At 72.5% G+C, this 16,581-nt stretch carries 16 protein-coding genes; 8 read left to right on the forward strand and 8 right to left on the reverse strand.

Features of this window, described 5'->3' with window-relative positions:
- Positions 1-175 precede the first annotated feature (175 nt).
- Positions 176-370: a hypothetical protein gene (locus tag ACH4UM_RS09960; RefSeq protein WP_398176009.1), complete on the forward strand. Its 195-nt coding sequence runs from the start codon at positions 176-178 to the stop codon at positions 368-370.
- A 42-nt stretch (positions 371-412) separates the two neighbouring features.
- Positions 413-2,005 carry a hypothetical protein gene (locus tag ACH4UM_RS09965; RefSeq protein WP_398176011.1) on the forward strand — a complete coding sequence of 531 codons (1,593 nt, stop codon included), beginning with the start codon at positions 413-415 and terminating at the stop codon, positions 2,003-2,005.
- A 243-nt stretch (positions 2,006-2,248) separates the two neighbouring features.
- Here ACH4UM_RS09965 and ACH4UM_RS09970 read toward each other — a convergent pair whose 3' ends face one another.
- Positions 2,249-3,748: a PLP-dependent aminotransferase family protein gene (locus ACH4UM_RS09970; RefSeq protein WP_398176013.1), complete on the reverse strand. Its 1,500-nt coding sequence runs from the start codon at positions 3,746-3,748 to the stop codon at positions 2,249-2,251.
- A gap of 64 nt (positions 3,749-3,812) precedes the next feature.
- Here ACH4UM_RS09970 and ACH4UM_RS09975 point away from each other — a divergent pair, with 64 nt between their 5' ends.
- The 4 genes from ACH4UM_RS09975 (at position 3,813) to ACH4UM_RS09990 (ending at position 7,359) form a co-directional block, all read left to right on the forward strand.
- Positions 3,813-4,502: a YitT family protein gene (locus tag ACH4UM_RS09975; protein WP_398176015.1), complete on the forward strand. Its 690-nt coding sequence runs from the start codon at positions 3,813-3,815 to the stop codon at positions 4,500-4,502.
- Positions 4,499-5,266: a glycerophosphodiester phosphodiesterase gene (locus tag ACH4UM_RS09980; protein WP_398176017.1), complete on the forward strand. Its 768-nt coding sequence runs from the start codon at positions 4,499-4,501 to the stop codon at positions 5,264-5,266. Before ACH4UM_RS09975 ends, ACH4UM_RS09980 begins: the two co-directional genes overlap by 4 nt.
- 92 nt (positions 5,267-5,358) lie before the next feature.
- Positions 5,359-6,705 carry an MFS transporter gene (locus tag ACH4UM_RS09985; protein ID WP_398176019.1) on the forward strand — a complete coding sequence of 449 codons (1,347 nt, stop codon included), beginning with the start codon at positions 5,359-5,361 and terminating at the stop codon, positions 6,703-6,705.
- A 279-nt stretch (positions 6,706-6,984) separates the two neighbouring features.
- Complete coding sequence (locus tag ACH4UM_RS09990) at positions 6,985-7,359, forward strand: RNA polymerase-binding protein RbpA (RefSeq protein ID WP_003977404.1); 375 nt, start codon at positions 6,985-6,987, stop codon at positions 7,357-7,359.
- 209 nt (positions 7,360-7,568) lie between these two features.
- Here the strand turns inward: ACH4UM_RS09990 and fxsA are convergent, their stop codons facing one another.
- From fxsA to ACH4UM_RS10010, 4 genes are all read right to left on the reverse strand, one after another.
- Positions 7,569-8,135, reverse strand: a complete 567-nt coding sequence (gene fxsA, locus ACH4UM_RS09995) for an FxsA family membrane protein (protein ID WP_398176021.1) — start codon at positions 8,133-8,135, stop codon at positions 7,569-7,571.
- 107 nt (positions 8,136-8,242) lie between these two features.
- On the reverse strand, positions 8,243-9,043 hold the full coding sequence (locus tag ACH4UM_RS10000; protein ID WP_398176023.1) for a polyprenol monophosphomannose synthase: 801 nt from the start codon (positions 9,041-9,043) through the stop codon (positions 8,243-8,245).
- A 545-nt stretch (positions 9,044-9,588) separates the two neighbouring features.
- Positions 9,589-11,193: an amidohydrolase gene (locus tag ACH4UM_RS10005; protein ID WP_398176025.1), complete on the reverse strand. Its 1,605-nt coding sequence runs from the start codon at positions 11,191-11,193 to the stop codon at positions 9,589-9,591.
- A 76-nt stretch (positions 11,194-11,269) separates the two neighbouring features.
- Positions 11,270-11,710: an Lrp/AsnC family transcriptional regulator gene (locus tag ACH4UM_RS10010; protein WP_398176027.1), complete on the reverse strand. Its 441-nt coding sequence runs from the start codon at positions 11,708-11,710 to the stop codon at positions 11,270-11,272.
- 268 nt (positions 11,711-11,978) lie between these two features.
- Between ACH4UM_RS10010 and ACH4UM_RS10015 the strand changes: the two genes are divergently transcribed.
- Positions 11,979-12,416: a hypothetical protein gene (locus tag ACH4UM_RS10015; RefSeq protein WP_398176029.1), complete on the forward strand. Its 438-nt coding sequence runs from the start codon at positions 11,979-11,981 to the stop codon at positions 12,414-12,416.
- A 393-nt stretch (positions 12,417-12,809) separates the two neighbouring features.
- Here ACH4UM_RS10015 and ACH4UM_RS10020 read toward each other — a convergent pair whose 3' ends face one another.
- Positions 12,810-13,982 carry an acyl-CoA dehydrogenase family protein gene (locus ACH4UM_RS10020; RefSeq protein WP_398176031.1) on the reverse strand — a complete coding sequence of 391 codons (1,173 nt, stop codon included), beginning with the start codon at positions 13,980-13,982 and terminating at the stop codon, positions 12,810-12,812.
- A 327-nt stretch (positions 13,983-14,309) separates the two neighbouring features.
- On the opposite strand from ACH4UM_RS10020, the gene ACH4UM_RS10025 reads away from it, so the two are divergent.
- Entirely contained in the window at positions 14,310-15,551 is a 1,242-nt protein-coding gene (locus tag ACH4UM_RS10025; protein WP_398176033.1) for a glycoside hydrolase family 18 protein, read from the forward strand.
- Here the strand turns inward: ACH4UM_RS10025 and ACH4UM_RS10030 are convergent.
- Positions 15,544-16,236, reverse strand: a complete 693-nt coding sequence (locus ACH4UM_RS10030; protein WP_398176035.1) for a TetR/AcrR family transcriptional regulator — start codon at positions 16,234-16,236, stop codon at positions 15,544-15,546. The two genes, ACH4UM_RS10025 and ACH4UM_RS10030, sit on opposite strands and share 8 nt — an antisense overlap.
- Positions 16,237-16,302: 66 nt before the next feature.
- Positions 16,303-16,443, reverse strand: coding sequence for an SCO1431 family membrane protein (locus tag ACH4UM_RS10035; RefSeq protein WP_398176037.1), 141 nt, complete (start codon positions 16,441-16,443; stop codon positions 16,303-16,305).
- Positions 16,444-16,581: the final 138 nt, after the last annotated feature.

Below are 16,581 nucleotides of genomic sequence, written 5' to 3' on the forward strand. Positions count from 1 at the left end.
TCACCACGAACCCGGCCGGACGCAGACAGTGCTGCTCAACCGGCTCACCAGGCTCCGCCAGTCGGGGTAAAACGAATGAAATTCACCCATTTGCACCTTTTGTCATATGGATACATGCTGTGATCCTGGAAGAACTCAGGGTGACTGTCCCCTTCCCGACACCAGGAGACCTCCCATGATCCTCTCCATCTCAGGCGTCGTCCTGTTCGGCACCATCGTCTTCGTGTTCTTCCGCAAGGACGGACTGAAGCCCTCGCACGCGTGCACGTCGGTGCTGTTCGGCTTCTACCTGGCAAGCTCGGCCATCGCCCCGGGCATCAAAGCCGGCGGCGAGAGCCTGGCGAGCCTCCTCGGCGGCATGAGGTTCTGATACACCGCCAGTCACCCCCGTCCGCACCTCCAGGAGGCAGCAGTGGCCCGGCGCCCCCTCCCCCGCATTCTGAGCACAGGCAGCGCCCAGCTCGCCCGGAGCCGGGAGCTGGCCCGGACGGCGGCCGACAGCGCCACCGACGTCCTCCACCCACTGATCACCATCACCCGTGGTCTGCGCCGGCTGGCCTCGGCCGGACGGCGCAGGTGGGCGGACACGCCCAAGGACCGACGGGGGCCGCTGCTGTTCCTGGTGGCCTCGCTGATCCTGGTGGTGGCGCTGGTGCCGTACGGTCCGCTGCTCGCCGCCGTCGTGGTGATGGCGGCGGCGGCCTGGCAGGGCCGCGACCGGACCCCGCAGGAGCCCGAGGGTCCGGACGAGGCGCGCGTCCAGCGTCTGATGTCGCTGTACGAGGCCCTGGTCCCGTACTTCTCGGCCGCCGAGGACCCGTGCCCGCTGTACGCCCACGGCGGCGACTGGGAGAAGGCCTTCCCCTCCTACGAGTTCGACGACTCCGGCCGCGTCTCCCACTTGCTGATCCGCTACCCCGCCTACTTCACCGATGGCGAGCCCGAGGCCCGGGCGCGGATCGAGCACCTGCTCACCGTCAAGGCCGGCCGCGGACGCGAGTACCTCTTCGGCTGGGACGAGGAGGGCAACCAGCTCACGGTCACGGCCCTGTCCCCGCTGCCCGCCGACATCGCCGCCCAGCGCTTCGTCACCGCCCCGGGCGAGACCGTGCTCGGTTTCACCGACCCGAGCGAGGTGCAGCGCACGCTGCCCCTCACCCACGGCGAGGAACAACGCGACGTGCCGCCGGTCGTCTGGCGCACGGGCCTGCGCTCCACCGAGCCGCATCTGCTGGCCCTGGGCCAGCCCGGCAGCGGCACCTCGACCCTGCTGCGCTCGATCGCGCTCCAGTCCCTGCAGCACGGCGACGTGCTGATCGTCGACGGCGGCGGCACCGGCGAGTACGCCTGCCTGACCGGCCGCGACGGAGTCCTCGCGGTCGAGTGCGGGCTGGCGGGGGTGCTGGCCAGCCTGGAGTGGGCGGCGACCGAGACCGAACGGCGGCTGATCGCCGTCAACCGCGCGCGTCAGGCGGGCCACCCGCCGCCGGAAGACACCAAGCGGCCGCTGTGGCTGCTGCTGGACCGGCCGACCGCGTTCACGTACCTGGCCGCAGCGGACGGCCGCAAGGACCCGCAGGCGCTGCTCCAGGTGCCGCTGCGGCACGGCCGTGCGGTCAATGTGACGGTCGTGGTGGCCGAGCAGTTCGACAGCGCCGAGGCGCTCAGCGACGCGGTGCGCCAGCACACGCGCGCGCGTGTCGTTCTCGGTCCCGCCACGGGCGAGCAGCTCAAGGCCGTGCTCGGGGCTCCGCCGCACACCACTCCGCTCACCGTCGTCCCGCCCGGGCGCGGTTACGCGCGGCTCGGCACGGGAGCCGTGCACCGGCTGCAGGTTCCGGCGACACCCGACCCGTACGACGACTCCGCGAGCGAGGCGCATCGCGCGGCGGTGCGGGATCTTCTGCCGCCGAAGACGACGCCGGCGGACGGGGAGACCGTGCCGGAGCCCATGGAGGCGGTGACGGAGACGGTGACGGAGGCGGCTGTGGCCGAGCCTTCCTGACGGACGGTGCCGCAGCTCGGCCGCCCGCCGCCCGCCGCCCGCGGCTCGGGGCCCGCAGCCCGGCGATCCGCGGCCCGGCACCGCCCGCAACCCGAGCCCGTGACTCGGCCGCCTGGATCAGGACCCGCGGCTTGGGGCCCGCGACTCGGCACCCGCAAGCCAAGCCCGCAGCACGGCCGCCCGCCACCCGGGCCCGCGGCCCTGGGCTCCGCCACGGCCCTGGGCTTGAGCCGCCGCCCTGGGCTATGCCACGAACGTCCGTGGTGGCTCGCCGCCTCCCGAAGCGCCCGCCTCCACCAGCCGCGCCGCCGCCGCCAGCCGCGCCGCGGCCTCTTCCGCCACCGCTCCCCCGACGGTGAACGGCAGCCGGACGTAGCCCTCGAAGGCTCCGTCGACGCCGAAGCGCGGCCCGGACGGGACCCGTACGCCCACGCGTTCCCCCGCCTCGGCCAGCCGCGACCCCGACAGGCCACCGGTGCGCACCCACAGGGTGAGGCCGCCCCGCGGGATCTCGAACTCCCAGTCGGGCAGCTCGCGCCGGACGGCCGTGACCAGGGCGTCCCGGTTGTCGCGGGCCTGGCCACGGCGGATCTCCACGGCCTGCTCCCAGCCTCCGGTGCTGAACAGCCAGTTCACGGCCAGCTGTTCCAGCACGGGGGTGCCCAGGTCGGCGTAGGCGCGCGCGGCGACCAGGCTGCGGATCACATCGGGGGCGGCCCGCACCCAGCCGATGCGCATCCCGGCCCAGAACGCCTTGCTGGCCGAGCCGACGGTGATGACCGTCGAGCCGGCCGGATCGAACCCGCACACCGGCCGCGGCATCGCCAGATCCGCTGCCAGACACAGCTCGCTCATCGTCTCGTCGACGACCAGCACCGTCCCCGCCGAGCGGGCCGCCTCCACCAGCCGCCGTCGCTGGTCCTCGTCGGCGAGCGCGCCCGTCGGGTTGTGGAAGTCGGCGACCACGTAGGCGATCCGGGGCGCGGCCTCCCGCAGCACCTGGCGCCAGCGGTCCAGGTCCCACCCGGCGAGTCCATCGGCCATCGCCACCGGCACCAGCCGGGCGCCCGCCTCCCGCATCAGCTGCAGGATGTTGGCGTAGCTCGGCGACTCCACGGCGATCCGCTCGCCGCGTCCGCCGAAGAGGTGGCAGATGGCGTCGATCGCGCCCATGGCGCCCGTGGTCACCATGATCTGCTCGGGCATGGTCGGGATGCCGCGCGCGGTGTACCGATCGGCGATCATCGAGCGCAGCGCGGGCAGCCCGGCCGGGTAGTCGCCGTGCGTGTGGGCGTAGGGCGGCAGCTCCTCCAGGGCGCCCTGCACGGCTCGGGTGAGCCAGGGCTCGGGGGCCGGGAGGGCCGCGCAGCCCAGGTCGATCATCGAGCCGAGCGCCTCCGGCGGCAGCGGTTCGAGGCCCCGCGCGGGCAGCGGGTTGCCGGCCGGTACGGCGGTCCAGCTGCCCGCTCCGCGCCGGGACTCCAGGAAGCCCTCGGTGCGCAGCGCCTCGTAGGCCGCGGCGACCGTGGTGCGGCTGACGGACAGGGCCAGGGCGAGCTCGCGCTCGGCGGGCAGCCGGGCGGCCACCGGGACGCGGCCCTCGAGCACCAGCAGCCGGACGCCGTCGGCGAGGGCCCGGTAGGCGGGCGGGCGGCGCGAGCCGGATCCCGCCGGGCGGTCCTGCTGGGAGTTGAGCAGCCGGGCCAGCTGCGCGGCACCCACCGCCGAGGTCCACTGCGCCATGACTACCAGTCCACCTTCCCAGAATTGGCCATGGTTGGGTTGTCTCCCCACGCCACAGAGTGTCATGCACCAGGCCACTTCCACCACCAGGGGGGACACTTTGTCCACACGGGCCCGTCTCGGGAGACGACTGATCCAGCTGTACGCCGGCCTCGCGCTGTACGGCGCGAGTTCCGCGCTCCTCGTCGAGGCGAGCCTCGGGCTCGAGCCCTGGAACGTGCTCCACCAGGGCCTGGCGAAGCTCACGGGTCTCACGATCGGCGTGGTGTCGATCGTGGCCGGCGCGGCGGTCCTGCTGCTGTGGATCCCGCTGCGCCAGCGCCCGGGCCTCGGCACGGTCTCCAACGTCTTCGCCGTCGGCCTTGCCATGGACGGCACCCTGGCGCTGGTGCCCGACGCCCGCACGCTGGCCGTGCGGATTCCCCTGCTCCTGGCGGGCATCCTGTTCAACGGCGTGGCCACCGGCCTCTACATCTCGGCCCGCTTCGGGCCCGGCCCGCGGGACGGGCTGATGACCGGGCTGCACCGGCGCACCGGCCGCTCGATCCGCCTGATGCGGACGGTGGTGGAGGTCGCGGTCGTGGCCACCGGCTTCGCCCTCGGCGGCACCATCGGCATCGGCACCGTCCTCTACGCGGTGTCCATCGGCCCGCTGGCCCAGTTCTTCCTGCGCGTGTTCGCCGTTGCGAGGGCAACGGGCGGCAGCACGGTCGTTGCCACCGCGACACCCGAAGGAGCGATACTGCGTCCGTGACCACGCTCGCACGCCACCCGTATCTCGACCATCCGGGGCCCATCGCCTTCGCGCACCGCGGCGGGGCCGCCGACGGCCTGGAGAACACCGCGGCGCAGTTCCGGCGCGCGGTCGCACTCGGGTACCGGTACATCGAGACCGATCTACACGCCACGGCGGACGGCCGGCTCGTGGCCTTCCACGACGCGACCCTGGACCGGGTGACCGACGGCGCGGGCCGCATAGCGGACCTGCCGTGGGAGGACGTGCGGCACGCGCGCGTGGCGGGCCGCGAGCCGGTGCCGCTCTTCGAGGAACTCCTGGAGACCTTCCCCGAGGTGCGCTGGAACGTCGACGTCAAGGCGGAGCCGGCGCTGCGTCCGCTGCTGGACGTGATCGAGCGCATGGACGCCTGGGGGCGGGTGTGCGTCGGCTCGTTCTCCGAGGCGCGCGTGGCCCGGGCCCAGCGGCTGGCCGGGCCGCGCCTGGCCACGTCGTACGGCACACGCGGGGTGCTGAGTCTGCGGCTGCGCTCCTGGGGGGTGCCGGTCACGCTGCGCCGCTCGGCGGTCGCCGTGCAGGTCCCGGTCTCCCAGTGGGGCGTCCCGGTGGTCGATCCACTGTTCCTGCGCGCCGCCCACGCGCGCGGGCTGCACGTGCACGTGTGGACCATCAACGAGCCCGAGCGGATGCACCGGCTCCTGGACCTCGGTGTCGATGGCATCATGACCGATCACATCGACACGTTGCGCAAAGTCATGGAGGAGCGGGGCGTCTGGGTCTGAGACCCGGCCCGGACCGCCCCCTTCCCCGGCTTCGCGGAACCTGGCACGGCATCGGCGGCGGCAGCCGCGTCAGCGGGGAAGCGAGGGCACGGGTGGACATCGGCACCGTGCGGGTACAGGAGGCCGACGAGGCCGCCGAGCGGCGGCGCGAGCAGCGCGGCTGGTACTTCTACGACTGGGCGTGCTCGGTCTACTCGGCCAGCGTCCTCACCGTCTTCCTCGGCCCCTATCTGACCTCGGTCGCCCGGTCGGCGGCGGACGCGGATGGGTTCGTGCATCCGCTGGGGATCCCGGTGCGGGCCGGGTCGTTCTTCGCCTACTGCGTCTCGGCGTCCGTGATCCTGGCGATCGCGGTGATGCCGGTCGCGGGCGCGGCGGCCGACCGGACCGGCCGCAAGAAACCGCTGCTGGCGGCCGCCGCCTATACCGGTGCGGGCGCCACCACGGGGCTGTTCTTCCTGGACGGCCACCGTTATCTGCTGGGCGGCTTCCTGCTGATCCTCGCCAACGCCTCCGTGGCCGTGTCGATGGTCCTCTACAACTCCTACCTGCCGCAGATCGCCCCTCCCGAGGAGCGCGACGCGGTCTCCTCCCGCGGCTGGGCATTCGGCTACGCGGCGGGATCGATCGTGCTCGTGGCGAACCTGGTGCTGTTCACCGCCCACGACTCCTTCGGTGTGTCCGAGGCGGTGGCCGTCCGGATCTGCCTGGCCTCGGCCGGACTGTGGTGGGGCGTCTTCACGCTCGTACCGCTGAAGCGGCTGCGCGACCGCCCCGCGCCCTCCGTGGCGCCGGCGGCGCACGGCTGGCGGCAGCTGGCGGCCACCGTCCGGGACATGCGGGGCAAACCGCTCACCCTCGCGTTCCTGCTGGCCTACCTCATCTACAACGACGGCATCCAGACCGTGATCTCCCAGGCCTCGGTGTACGGCTCGGAGGAGCTGGGGCTGGGCCAGTCGACGCTGATCACGGCGGTGCTGATGGTGCAGGTGCTGGCGGTGGCGGGGGCGCTGGGCATGGGACGGCTGGCGCGGACGTACGGCGCGAAGCGGACGATCCTCGGGTCCCTGGTCGCGTGGACGGTCACGCTGGGGGCCGGGTACTTCCTGCCGGCCGGGGCGCCGGTGTGGTTCTTCGTACTGGCGGCCGGGATCGGGCTGGTCCTCGGCGGCAGCCAGGCACTGTCCCGGTCGCTGTTCTCCCACCTGGTCCCGCCGGGCAAGGAGGCCGAGTACTTCTCGGCGTACGAGATGAGCGACCGGGGCATGAGCTGGCTGGGGCCGCTGCTGTTCGGGATCACCTACCAGCTGACCGGGAGCTACCGGGACGCGATCATCTCGCTGGTGGCCTTCTTCACCATCGGGTTCGTACTGCTCGCCCGGGTTCCGGTGGGGCGGGCGATCCGCGACGCGGGCAATCCGGTTCCTGATCGGATTTAGCACTCGAGACGAAAGGGCTGTAGTGTACGCGTTTGGCCTGCCAGGCGTACCGTTACTGCGCGTCAAAGATGCCGAAACGCTGGGTGACATCTCGTATCAGATGTGACAAACCGGGCGCCGGTGGGTACTGCACTGGTTGACAAGGCTGCGGCTACGACGGCGACGCATGACCCGGAACGGGACATCGGAACGGGAATCTTTACCGCCGACCGGACGTTGACCGGATGACGACGACAGCGACACCTGTCCTGTGGGCGACAAGCCCGGGAGGCACGATTCATGAGTGAGCGAGCTCTTCGCGGCACGCGCCTCGTGGTGACCAGCTACGAGACCGACCGCGGTATCGACCTGGCTCCGCGCCAGGCCGTGGAGTACGCATGCGAGAAGGGGCACCGCTTCGAGATGCCCTTCTCGGTCGAGGCGGAGATCCCGCCGGAGTGGGAGTGCAAGGTCTGCGGGGCCCAGGCACTCCTGGTGGATGGCGACGGTCCGGAGGAGAAGAAGGCCAAGCCTGCGCGTACGCACTGGGACATGCTGATGGAGCGGCGCACCCGTGAGGAGCTCGAAGAGGTTCTCGAGGAGCGCCTCGCCGTACTGCGGTCCGGTGCGATGAACATCGCCGTGCATCCGCGGGACAGCCGCAAGAGCGCCTAGCCCCTCCGGGGCTCGGGCCGGTTATCGGACGCACGTGCACTGCTGCGGGCGCCACACGTGAGCATCACGTGTGGCGCCCGCAGCAGTGTTCTTGCGGGTGCGGCTTCGTACGGGTGGCCGTCCCTGGGGCCTCCGTCCTGGGTGCTCCGTCCCAGGACCCCATCGAAGTGAACGGCCCCACCCTCAAGCACCGGAGGTGCTGCTGGTTCTCACCGAGTCAGAGGAGGGCGCTGCTCCCCCGGCTCGTCGCCCGGCTCCTCCCTGATGACCTCGCCCTGGACGACCTTGCCGTCGGGGCGGTGGATGCGGGCCTGCTGGAAGGCGTCGCCCAGCGTGCCGGGAGTCGCCTCGCGGAGCCTGCGGTCGACCGTGCGCTCCGCCAGGCCGCCGAACGCCCGCTGCACCGGCGGGACCAACAGGAGCAGGCCGACCACGTCCGAGATCAGGCCGGGGATCATCAGCAGCAGGCCGCCCAGCATCATCCAGCCGTTGCCACCGCGGCGCGAGGAAGGGGTGCCGCCGCGCTGCAGTGCCTCGTTGAGGTTCTGGAAGGCCCGGCGGCCCGCCCGCTTGATCACCACCGCGCCGAGCACGAGGCCGGCGACCAGCAGCAGGAAGACCGTGAGGCCGCCCGCCGCGCCCGCGACCACCGTCAGCAGCCAGATCTCCAGCACCAGCCACGCGGCGACGCCCAGCGGCAGGATCCTGCGCAGCCGGGAGCGCCGGGGCCCGGCGGATCCGGTGGAGTACGAAGAGGTCGGAACGCCTGTCGTCATGCTCCCAGTGTGCCTGGGCGCGGCTCAGCACGGGATAAGAGGGTGAGCGGCTCAGCACGGGACAAGAGGATGAAGGGGATGCTCGGCCCCGCCCGTGCGGACTGCCGCTACCGCCGCGTCCGGCCGCCGCGGCCCGTGAGCTTGGCCACTCGCTCCCGCACGCCCCACGACGTGACCCGCCACAGCGCCTCGACGACGATGTCCCGGCTCATCTTGGAGTCGCCCAGCTCCCGCTCCACGAAGGTGATCGGGACCTCGACCACGTGGTACCCCGCCCGGACCGCGCGCCGCGCCAGGTCCACCTGGAAGCAGTACCCCTGGGAGGCCACCCTGTCCAGCCCCAGGCCCTCCAGGGTCTCGCGCCGGAAGGCGCGGTAGCCGCCGGTGACGTCACGGATCGGCACGTCGAGCATCAGGCGCGAGTAGGTGCTGCCGCCGCGCGAGAGGAACTCACGGGACTTGGGCCAGTTCACCACGCGCCCGCCCGGCACCCAGCGGGAGCCGAGCACCAGATCGGCGCCCTTGAGGGCGGTCAGCAGCCGGGGCAGTTCCTCGGGCTGGTGGGAGCCGTCGGCGTCCATCTCGACCAGGACGCCGTAACCCTGCTCCAGGCCCCAGCGGAAGCCCGCGAGATAGGCGGCGCCCAGGCCCTCCTTGCCCTTGCGGTGCAGCACGCGCACCTGCTCGTCCTCGGCGGCCAGCTCCTCGGCGAGCTTGCCCGTGCCGTCGGGGCTGTTGTCGTCGGCCACGAGGACGTGTGCCTCGGGGACGGCCTTGCGCACCCGGCCGACGATCGTCTTGATGTTCTCCGCCTCGTTGTAGGTCGGAATGATCACCAAGGCCGTGCCGAGCGGGCCGAACCGCCTCTCCTGGGCCCGAGCCGCGAGGGTGCCGTCGCCGTCGTTCACTGCTGCCCCTTCATATCCGTACGCAGGGGACCACCATAGTGGCCACGGCCTGCGAGGACGTGACACCACGGTCGTACGGGGGTGTCGATTGCACAAGAGCGGGGTAAGGACGCTCTTTCGGGACTTTCTCGGCATCTGCGCGTTCTGCGGATGGGGGCCCGGCGCCCTTCGGGCCGACCTGGGACCCGCTGGCTGCGGATCGACCGAAAGCCGTTGTCTACTGAGCGGCCGGGCCCCACCCGGGTCACACCTTGCCGACCGTCCGGAACGATCCCGCGCCGACGCGGGCGCTGAGCCTGGCTCCCAGTGACGGTGACCCGGTCCGGCACACCGTCCCTGACCCAGCGGCACTGCGGCGCGGGTACGGAGGTTCCCCGGTCGGGCGTCCGGTGGTGGACCCGGCAGAACCTATCGGCCCGCTGCCGTCGCCTGTCAAACAGCACTTCGACCTGTGTGAACGGCGGCTTCGGCCGGATCGGCGGCGAGGATGCGCAGGTCGCGCGACGGTGGGCGGCCGGTGATCGCCGCCGCGCCACCCCGGGAGATCACTCGCCCGGCCCTACGAACACGGTCCGCCCGCCCACCACGGTCCGCAGACAGACGGGCAGGTCACGGCCCGGGGTGAGGTCGGGCAGCCCGGGGGTGCCGGAGCGCGGGTCGGTCGACCAGCGCGCGACCCGGTCGTCGGGTGCCTGGACGACGAGTTCGTGGGTGCGCCACACGGCGTAGTCCGCGGGCGCGCCGGGCACCAGGACGCCGGCGTCGTCCCGTCCGAGCGCCCGCCAGCCGCCCCGCGTGTGCGCGGTGAAGGCGGCGCGGACGGAGATGCGGTGCTCGGGGGTGCGGTGGAAGGCGGCCGCCCGGACCGTGCCCCACGGGTCCAGCGGCGTGACGGGGCTGTCGGAGCCGAAGGCGAGCGGGACGCCGGCGCGCAGCAGGGCCGCGAAGGGATTCAGGGTGCGGGCCCGCCGGGCGCCCAGACGCCGGGCGTACATGCCGTCCTCACCGCCCCACAGCGCGTCGAAGGCGGGCTGCACGGACGCGGTCAGGCCCAGCTCGGCGAAGGCCGCGATCGTCTCCGGGGTGAGCATCTCGGCGTGCTCGACGCGGTGCCGGGCGGCGCGGACACGGGGCAGGCCCACCTTCTCGGCGGCGGCGCGCACGCCCTCGGCGACGGCGGTGACCGCGGCGTCGCCGATGGCGTGGAAGCCCGCCTGGAGGCCGGCCTCGGTGCAGGCGATGACGTGTGCGGCGACGTCGGCGGCCTCCAAGTGGGCGGTGCCGGTGTGACCGGCGTCGGCGTAGGGGCTGTGCAGGCAGGCGGTGTGCGAGCCGATGGAGCCGTCGGCGAAGAGGTCGCCGGCCGCGCCCAGCGCCCCGAGCCGCCGCGCCTTGTCGACGTCCCGCTCGGCCCAGTATCCGACGACCCGGGGGCCCGGCTCGTCGGCGGCGAGCCTCAGCAGGCCGGTGAAGTCGTCCTCGGAGGAGATGTCCGGGCCGCCGCACTCGTGCACCGAGCCGATGCCGAGGGATGCGGCGCGGGCGAGCGCGGCGCGCTGTGCCTCGGTGCGCTGGGCGGGGGTGACGGCGCCGAACGCGGCGGCGCGCACGGCGTGGTGGGCGTCGGCGGTCAGCGGGCCGTCCACGGGCCCCAGGTCGCCGGTCACCAGGTCGAGCAGGGCGGTGGTGACGACGGCGGAGTGGACGTCGATCCGGCTGAGGTAGAGCGCACGGCCGCCGGTGGCCTCGTCGAGTTCCGCGCACGTGGGCGGGCGGCCGCCGGGCCAGCGGGCCGCGTCCCAGCCGTGGCCGAGCAGCACCCGGTCGCCGGGGCGCGCGGCGGCGAAGTCCCGCACCCGGGCGAGGGCCGCCTCCAGTGAGGGCGCGTCGGACAGGTCGAGGCCGGTGAGCGCGAGTCCGGTGGCGGTGGTGTGCACATGGGCGTCGGTGAACGCCGGGGTGACGAGGGCACCGTCCAGGTCGATCACCTCGTCGACGCCGCCCGCGAAGGAGTCGGCCGCGCCTTCGGAGCCGACCCAGGCGACGTGACCCGCCTCCACGACCATCGCGGTCGCGAACGGATCGGCGGGGCTGTGCACCTCGCCACGGCGGAGGAGAACGGTCTGGGGCTCGGCGGTGCGCTCACTCATGGGCACCAGTCTCGCCCCTCGGCCGGGCCGCCCGGCACGCAGGTCGGCGGTCCGGGGCACGGGTGGGGAGCGGCCGTCAGACGCGAGGGGGGCGTGCCTCGTACGGCGTCGACAGGACCACCGTCGTACGTGTGGAGACTCCGGCCAGCGTCCGTACCCGGGCCAGGAGTTCCTCCAGCTCGTGCGGGGTGGACACGCGCACCTTGAGGATGTAGTTCTCGTCGCCCGCCACGCTGTGGCAGGCCTCGATCTCGGGGACACCGGCCAGCCGGTCCGCGATGTCGTCGGGGGCGCTGGGGTCGAAGGGTTTGACCGAGATGAAGGCGGTCATGGGCAGCCCCACGGATTCGGGGTCGACGACCGCGGCGTACCCGCGGATGACGCCACGCTGCTCCAGCCGCCGCACCCGCTGGTGCACGGCAGACGTGGACAGGCCCGTGGCCTTGCCCAGGTCGGTGTAGCTCATCCGCCCGTCCTTGACGAGCAGCTGCACGATCTGTCGGTCCAGCTCCTCCATGGCGCAAGAACCTACAGTGCGTCTGATCTCCTCGGATACCTCGGCAGGGCTGGTCCTGCCCCGTTCGAGACGTGCGCGCTTGTGGGCGGTCGGCCACCTGGGCGACAGGACCGGCGCGGCGGGCACCTGCGGCTGGCATGTGACGAACACCACAGCCCCGGGGCGGCCTCCGTGATGGTTCCGTGATTACCGCGGAGACGGCGCGGGAAATGCTTGCTGTGGTCGAGGCCGCAGTGCCTTCACGGCCCAGCCTTAGGGGGAGAATCCCATGCAGAGTCTCAAGCGCCCTGGTCGTTCCGTGCCCAGGCGGCAGCAGCCGGTCGTCGAGCCCGCGCCGGAGGGCGTCGAACCGGACGACTTCGCCGGCGAGGAACTCGACGCCTACGACACTTTCGAGATGTACCGGGTGATCTGCCCGGAATGCGCCCAGCCCATCGCCCTGCTGGCGGACGAGGAGGCCCTGCCGGAGCACGCGCTGTGCGCCTCGCCGTGGAATCCGTTCGGGCTCACGGTCTGTGCCGGTACGGGCCGCCGGGCGTCCGACGCACCCCCCGCGGACGAGTCCGTCGAGCCGCAGGAACAGCACACCGCCCTGCTGCTGACGCTCCCGCAGGGACTCGACTGGCGTACGCAGCCCTTCTCGCACGTCGGCGGCCCGGGCTCGCGCCCGATGCGCGTGCCGGTGATGCGCCGCCACGCCGCCTGAGCGCCCGGTCCCCCGGTCCCCGCCATCCGCCCCGCACCACGGCACGGGCTGCCGTGGTGCCGGACCAGTGCGTCCGGGTCATTCCGGGGTGCCGCTCGGCGGAGCCGGACGTCCATGAACTCACGCTTGATACCGCACGGCGGTGACCCGTGCGCCCGGCGCCGCGTTGCCCGGGTATGACCCCAGGACGTCCGGCAGCCGGGCGTCGGCGCCGCCTCTTCGTGCCGACGCCCACAGAATCGATTCCGCCTGCACCGCCGCAGCTCCCGGACCCGCCGATCTACCGCGATCTGGTGCGCACCTGGGCCGACCGGGGCCGGGGCCGCACCCTGCCGGCGCGCCACGACCCGGAGTGGGTACGGCTCGCGGCGCCCTTCATCGGCCTCGGGCAGTTCAGCGGGTCTCGGGACCCGCGACGTGACGGGCGATGACCATCCGCTGGATCTGGTTGGTGCCCTCGACGATCTGCAGCACCTTGGCCTCGCGCATGTACCGCTCGACCGGGAAGTCCGCCGTGTAGCCGTACCCGCCCAGCACCTGGACGGCGTCGGTGGTCACCTTCATGGCCGTGTCGGTGCAGAACAGCTTGGCCATGGCCGCCTGCCGCGCGAACGGCCGGCCGGCGTCCCGCAGCCGCGCCGCCGCGAGGTACAGCGCGCGGCCGGCCTCGACCTGCGTGGCCATGTCGGCGAGCATGAAGCGCAGCCCCTGGAAGTCGGAGATCGGCCGCCCGAACTGCCGGCGCCCGGTGGCGTAGGCGACCGCCTCGTCGAGCGCGGCCTGGGCGAGGCCGATGGCGCAGGCGGCGATGCCGAGCCGTCCGGAGTCGAGCGCGGACAGGGCGATGGCGAAGCCCTGGCCCTCCTCGCCCAGGCGCCGCTCGTCCGGGACCCGCACCCCGTCGAGGTGGATCTGCGCGGTCGGCGAGCCCTTCAGGCCCATCTTCCTCTCCGGCGCCGCGGCGCTCAGGCCGTCGGCGTCGCCGGGCACCAGGAAGGCGGTGATCCCGCGCGGGCCCTCCTCGCCGGTGCGCGCCATGACCGTGTAGAAGTCGGCGACACCGCCGTGCGTGATCCAGGACTTGGTGCCCGTGATCACCCAGCCGTCGCCGTCGCGGACCGCTTTGGTGCGCAGCGAGGCCGCGTCGGAGCCGGAGGCGGGTTCGGAGAGGGCGTAGGCGCCGAGCAGGCCGCCGCCGAGCATGGCGGGCAGGTGCTCGACCTGCTGCTGCTTGGAGCCGTAGGTGGCAAGGCCGTAGCAGGCCAGGGTGTGCACGCTGAGCCCCAGGCCCACCGTCAGGCGGGCCGCGGCCAGTTCCTCGAGGACCTGGAGGTAGACCTCGTAGGGCTGCTCGCCGCCGCCGTACTCGCCGGCGTAGGGCAGGCCGAGCAGGCCGGACCGGGACAGCAGGGTGAAGACCTCGTGCGGGAAGCGTCCTGCGTCCTCCTCCTCGGCCGCCTTGGGGGCGATCTCACGCTGGGCGATGTCGCGGACGAGTGAGATCAGCTCCCGGGCCTCGTCCGTGGGCAGTTGCCGGTCCACCGGCTGCGGGGCGCGGTCGGGCATGGCGACGCTCTCCTCCCTTTCGGGCACATCGGCGGATGTGCGCCTTGGGTGGGGGCGGCTCCGCCGGAGTCTTCCTCGGGCCCAGCCGATGCTCGCACTCCCGGGTCACGGAAGCTGCTGACCAGCGGCTGTGCGCTGTGAGTATGCCCGATCGGAGGCAGGGAGTCACCAGTTAACGACCGCTTACTTCAAGAAAGGGGCCGCCCCATCCGCATTGGTCCGAACCATTGACCCAGTGGTCTAGTCCTCCTATTGTGTGCGCTCATCGCTTCTTCGCGTTCATGCCAATCGGCGCGCGTTCCCCTCACCCCCACGAGGAGACACCCGATGCACACTCCCCACCCTCCCCGCTCCCGGTGCCGGGCGCTGCTGTCCGCCGCGTGCTGCGCCGTCCTGGGCGCCGGGCTGCTAGCGGGCGCCGGAACCGCCACGGCCACCCCGTCGGCGAAGGTGACCGCGGCCGCCGCCGGATCGAAGGTCGTCGGCTACTTCACCGAATGGGGCACCTACGACCGCAAGTACTACGTCAGGAACATCGAGACCTCCGGCTCGGCGGCGCGGCTGACCCACATCAACTACGCCTTCGGCAACGTCACCGGCGGCAAGTGCGCGACGGGCGACTCCTACGCGGCCACCGACCGCGCCTACACCGCCGCCGAGTCCGTGGACGGTGTCGCCGACACCTGGGACCAGCCGCTGCGCGGCAACTTCAACCAGCTTCTGAAGCTCAAGAAGAAGCACCCCGGCCTGAAGGTGCTGTGGTCCTTCGGCGGCTGGACCTGGTCGAGCGGCTTCGGCGAGGCCGCGAAGAACCCCGCCGCCTTCGCCCAGTCCTGCTACGACCTGGTGAGGAACTCCAAGTGGGCGGGCGTCTTCGACGGCATCGACATCGACTGGGAGTACCCCAACGCCTGCGGCAGCACCTGTGACACCAGCGGCCGCGAGGCGTTCAAGAACGTGATGGCGGCGCTGCGCGCGAAGTTCGGCGGCGGCGCGCTGGTCACCGCGGCGATCACGGCGGACGCCACCGGTGGCGGGAAGATCGACGCGACGGACTACGCGGGCGCGGCGGGTTACGTCGACTGGTACGACCCGATGACGTACGACTACTTCGGCGCCTGGGACGCGGCCGGGCCCACGGCCCCGCACTCCCCCCTGAACTCCTACTCGGGCATCCCGAAGGCGGGCTACTACACCTCCGCGACCATCGCCAAGCTCAAGGGCCTCGGCATCCCGGCCTCGAAGCTGCTGCTCGGCATCGGATTCTACGGCCGCGGCTGGACCGGCGTCACGCAGTCGGCGCCCGGCGGCACGGCGACCGGGCCGGCGACGGGGACGTACGAACAGGGCATCGAGGACTACAAGGTGCTGAAGACCAAGTGCCCGGCCAACGGCACGGTGGGCGGCACCGCGTACGCCAAGTGCGGCAGCAACTGGTGGAGTTACGACACCCCGGCGACCATCGCGGCCAAGATGACGTACAGGAACCGGCAGGGCCTGGGCGGGACGTTCTTCTGGGAGCTGAGCGGGGACACCGCCGGCGGTGAGCTGATCAAGGCGATCAGCTAGCGGACGCGGCGGGGGCCGGGTGGGTCGGGTCCAGCTCCCCGATGGCGCGCAGCGCACCGCCCAGGGTCTTCACCAGCAGTTCTCGCACGGTGTCGCGGGAGAGCTCCGGTCGGTCTATCCAGTCGAGGGTGGCGCCCTCGACGCTGCAGACCCAGGAGAGCAGGCCCATGCGGGCGAGCGGCGCGATGGCGGTACGGCCGTAGGCCCCCTCGGCGATGGTCGCGACGATCGCCTCGCGCACGCCGTCCCGGATGGCGTGCACCTCGGTGTCGAAACCGACGCCACCGCTGACGATGGTGCGGTAGGCGGCATGGTTGTGCTCGGCGTAGCGGAGGTAGCCGTCGATGGTGCGGTGCACCCGGTCCACGGCGGGCAGTTCCAGGCCGCTCGCGGCGAAGGTGACCAGGTCGGCGACCGAGTCCTCGACGATCGCCAGGTAGTAGCCGCGCTTGGAGCGGAAGTAGTAGTAGATCAGCCCCTTGGCGACATGGGCCTGCCGGGCGATGTCGTCCATCGAGAGGGCGTCGTAGGAGGTGTCGGCGAACAGCCTCCGGCCGATGGCGATGAGTTCGGCGCGCCGTGCCACGGAGCGCTCGGTGCCGCGCGCCCGGCTGGGGGTGTTCCCGGCCCGGACGGAGTCGTGCGCCCGGGGAGGGACGGTCTCGCGCTGTCGGCTCGTATTCAATTTCGGCCCTGGTCTTCCAACTGGCGGTCGGACAACCGCAGTATGGCAGGTCGGGGACCGGTCGGCTCACATCAGGCCGAGCTGGGTGACGAGCATCGCGATCACCACGACGAGGGTCCAGCCGAGGACGTGCTCGAGGGTCTTGGGGCCGTCGTCCTTGGGGCCGCCGGTGCGGACGCGGGCGGCGGTGGCTGAGTGCGCGGTCATGGTCTCTCACAGTGGTCGGACGTGCTGGGTGTACTCCCCCGCCCCTGATGTCCCACCTTGCCACCGCTGCGGACCGCACGGCGGAGACGTTGGTCACAGGGAAGGCCCCGGGCTCCGGGGCCTTCGCGGCGGCGCAGG

Origin of the sequence: Streptomyces sp. NPDC020801 (assembly GCF_044334385.1) — a bacterium.
Taxonomy (GTDB): Bacteria; Actinomycetota; Actinomycetes; order Streptomycetales; family Streptomycetaceae; genus Streptomyces.

Coding starts and splice junctions, on each gene's coding strand:
- ACH4UM_RS09975 (WP_398176015.1), top strand. CDS start 3,813: ATGCACCAGGCCACTTCCACCACCAGGGGGGACACTTTGTCCACACGG.
- ACH4UM_RS10035 (WP_398176037.1), bottom strand. CDS start 16,443: ATGACCGCGCACTCAGCCACCGCCGCCCGCGTCCGCACCGGCGGCCCC.
- ACH4UM_RS10020 (WP_398176031.1), bottom strand. CDS start 13,982: ATGCCCGACCGCGCCCCGCAGCCGGTGGACCGGCAACTGCCCACGGAC.
- ACH4UM_RS10010 (WP_398176027.1), bottom strand. CDS start 11,710: ATGGAGGAGCTGGACCGACAGATCGTGCAGCTGCTCGTCAAGGACGGG.
- ACH4UM_RS10005 (WP_398176025.1), bottom strand. CDS start 11,193: ATGAGTGAGCGCACCGCCGAGCCCCAGACCGTTCTCCTCCGCCGTGGC.
- ACH4UM_RS09960 (WP_398176009.1), top strand. CDS start 176: ATGATCCTCTCCATCTCAGGCGTCGTCCTGTTCGGCACCATCGTCTTC.
- fxsA (WP_398176021.1), bottom strand. CDS start 8,135: ATGACGACAGGCGTTCCGACCTCTTCGTACTCCACCGGATCCGCCGGG.
- ACH4UM_RS09970 (WP_398176013.1), bottom strand. CDS start 3,748: ATGGCGCAGTGGACCTCGGCGGTGGGTGCCGCGCAGCTGGCCCGGCTG.
- ACH4UM_RS09990 (WP_003977404.1), top strand. CDS start 6,985: ATGAGTGAGCGAGCTCTTCGCGGCACGCGCCTCGTGGTGACCAGCTAC.
- ACH4UM_RS10015 (WP_398176029.1), top strand. CDS start 11,979: ATGCAGAGTCTCAAGCGCCCTGGTCGTTCCGTGCCCAGGCGGCAGCAG.
- ACH4UM_RS10025 (WP_398176033.1), top strand. CDS start 14,310: ATGCACACTCCCCACCCTCCCCGCTCCCGGTGCCGGGCGCTGCTGTCC.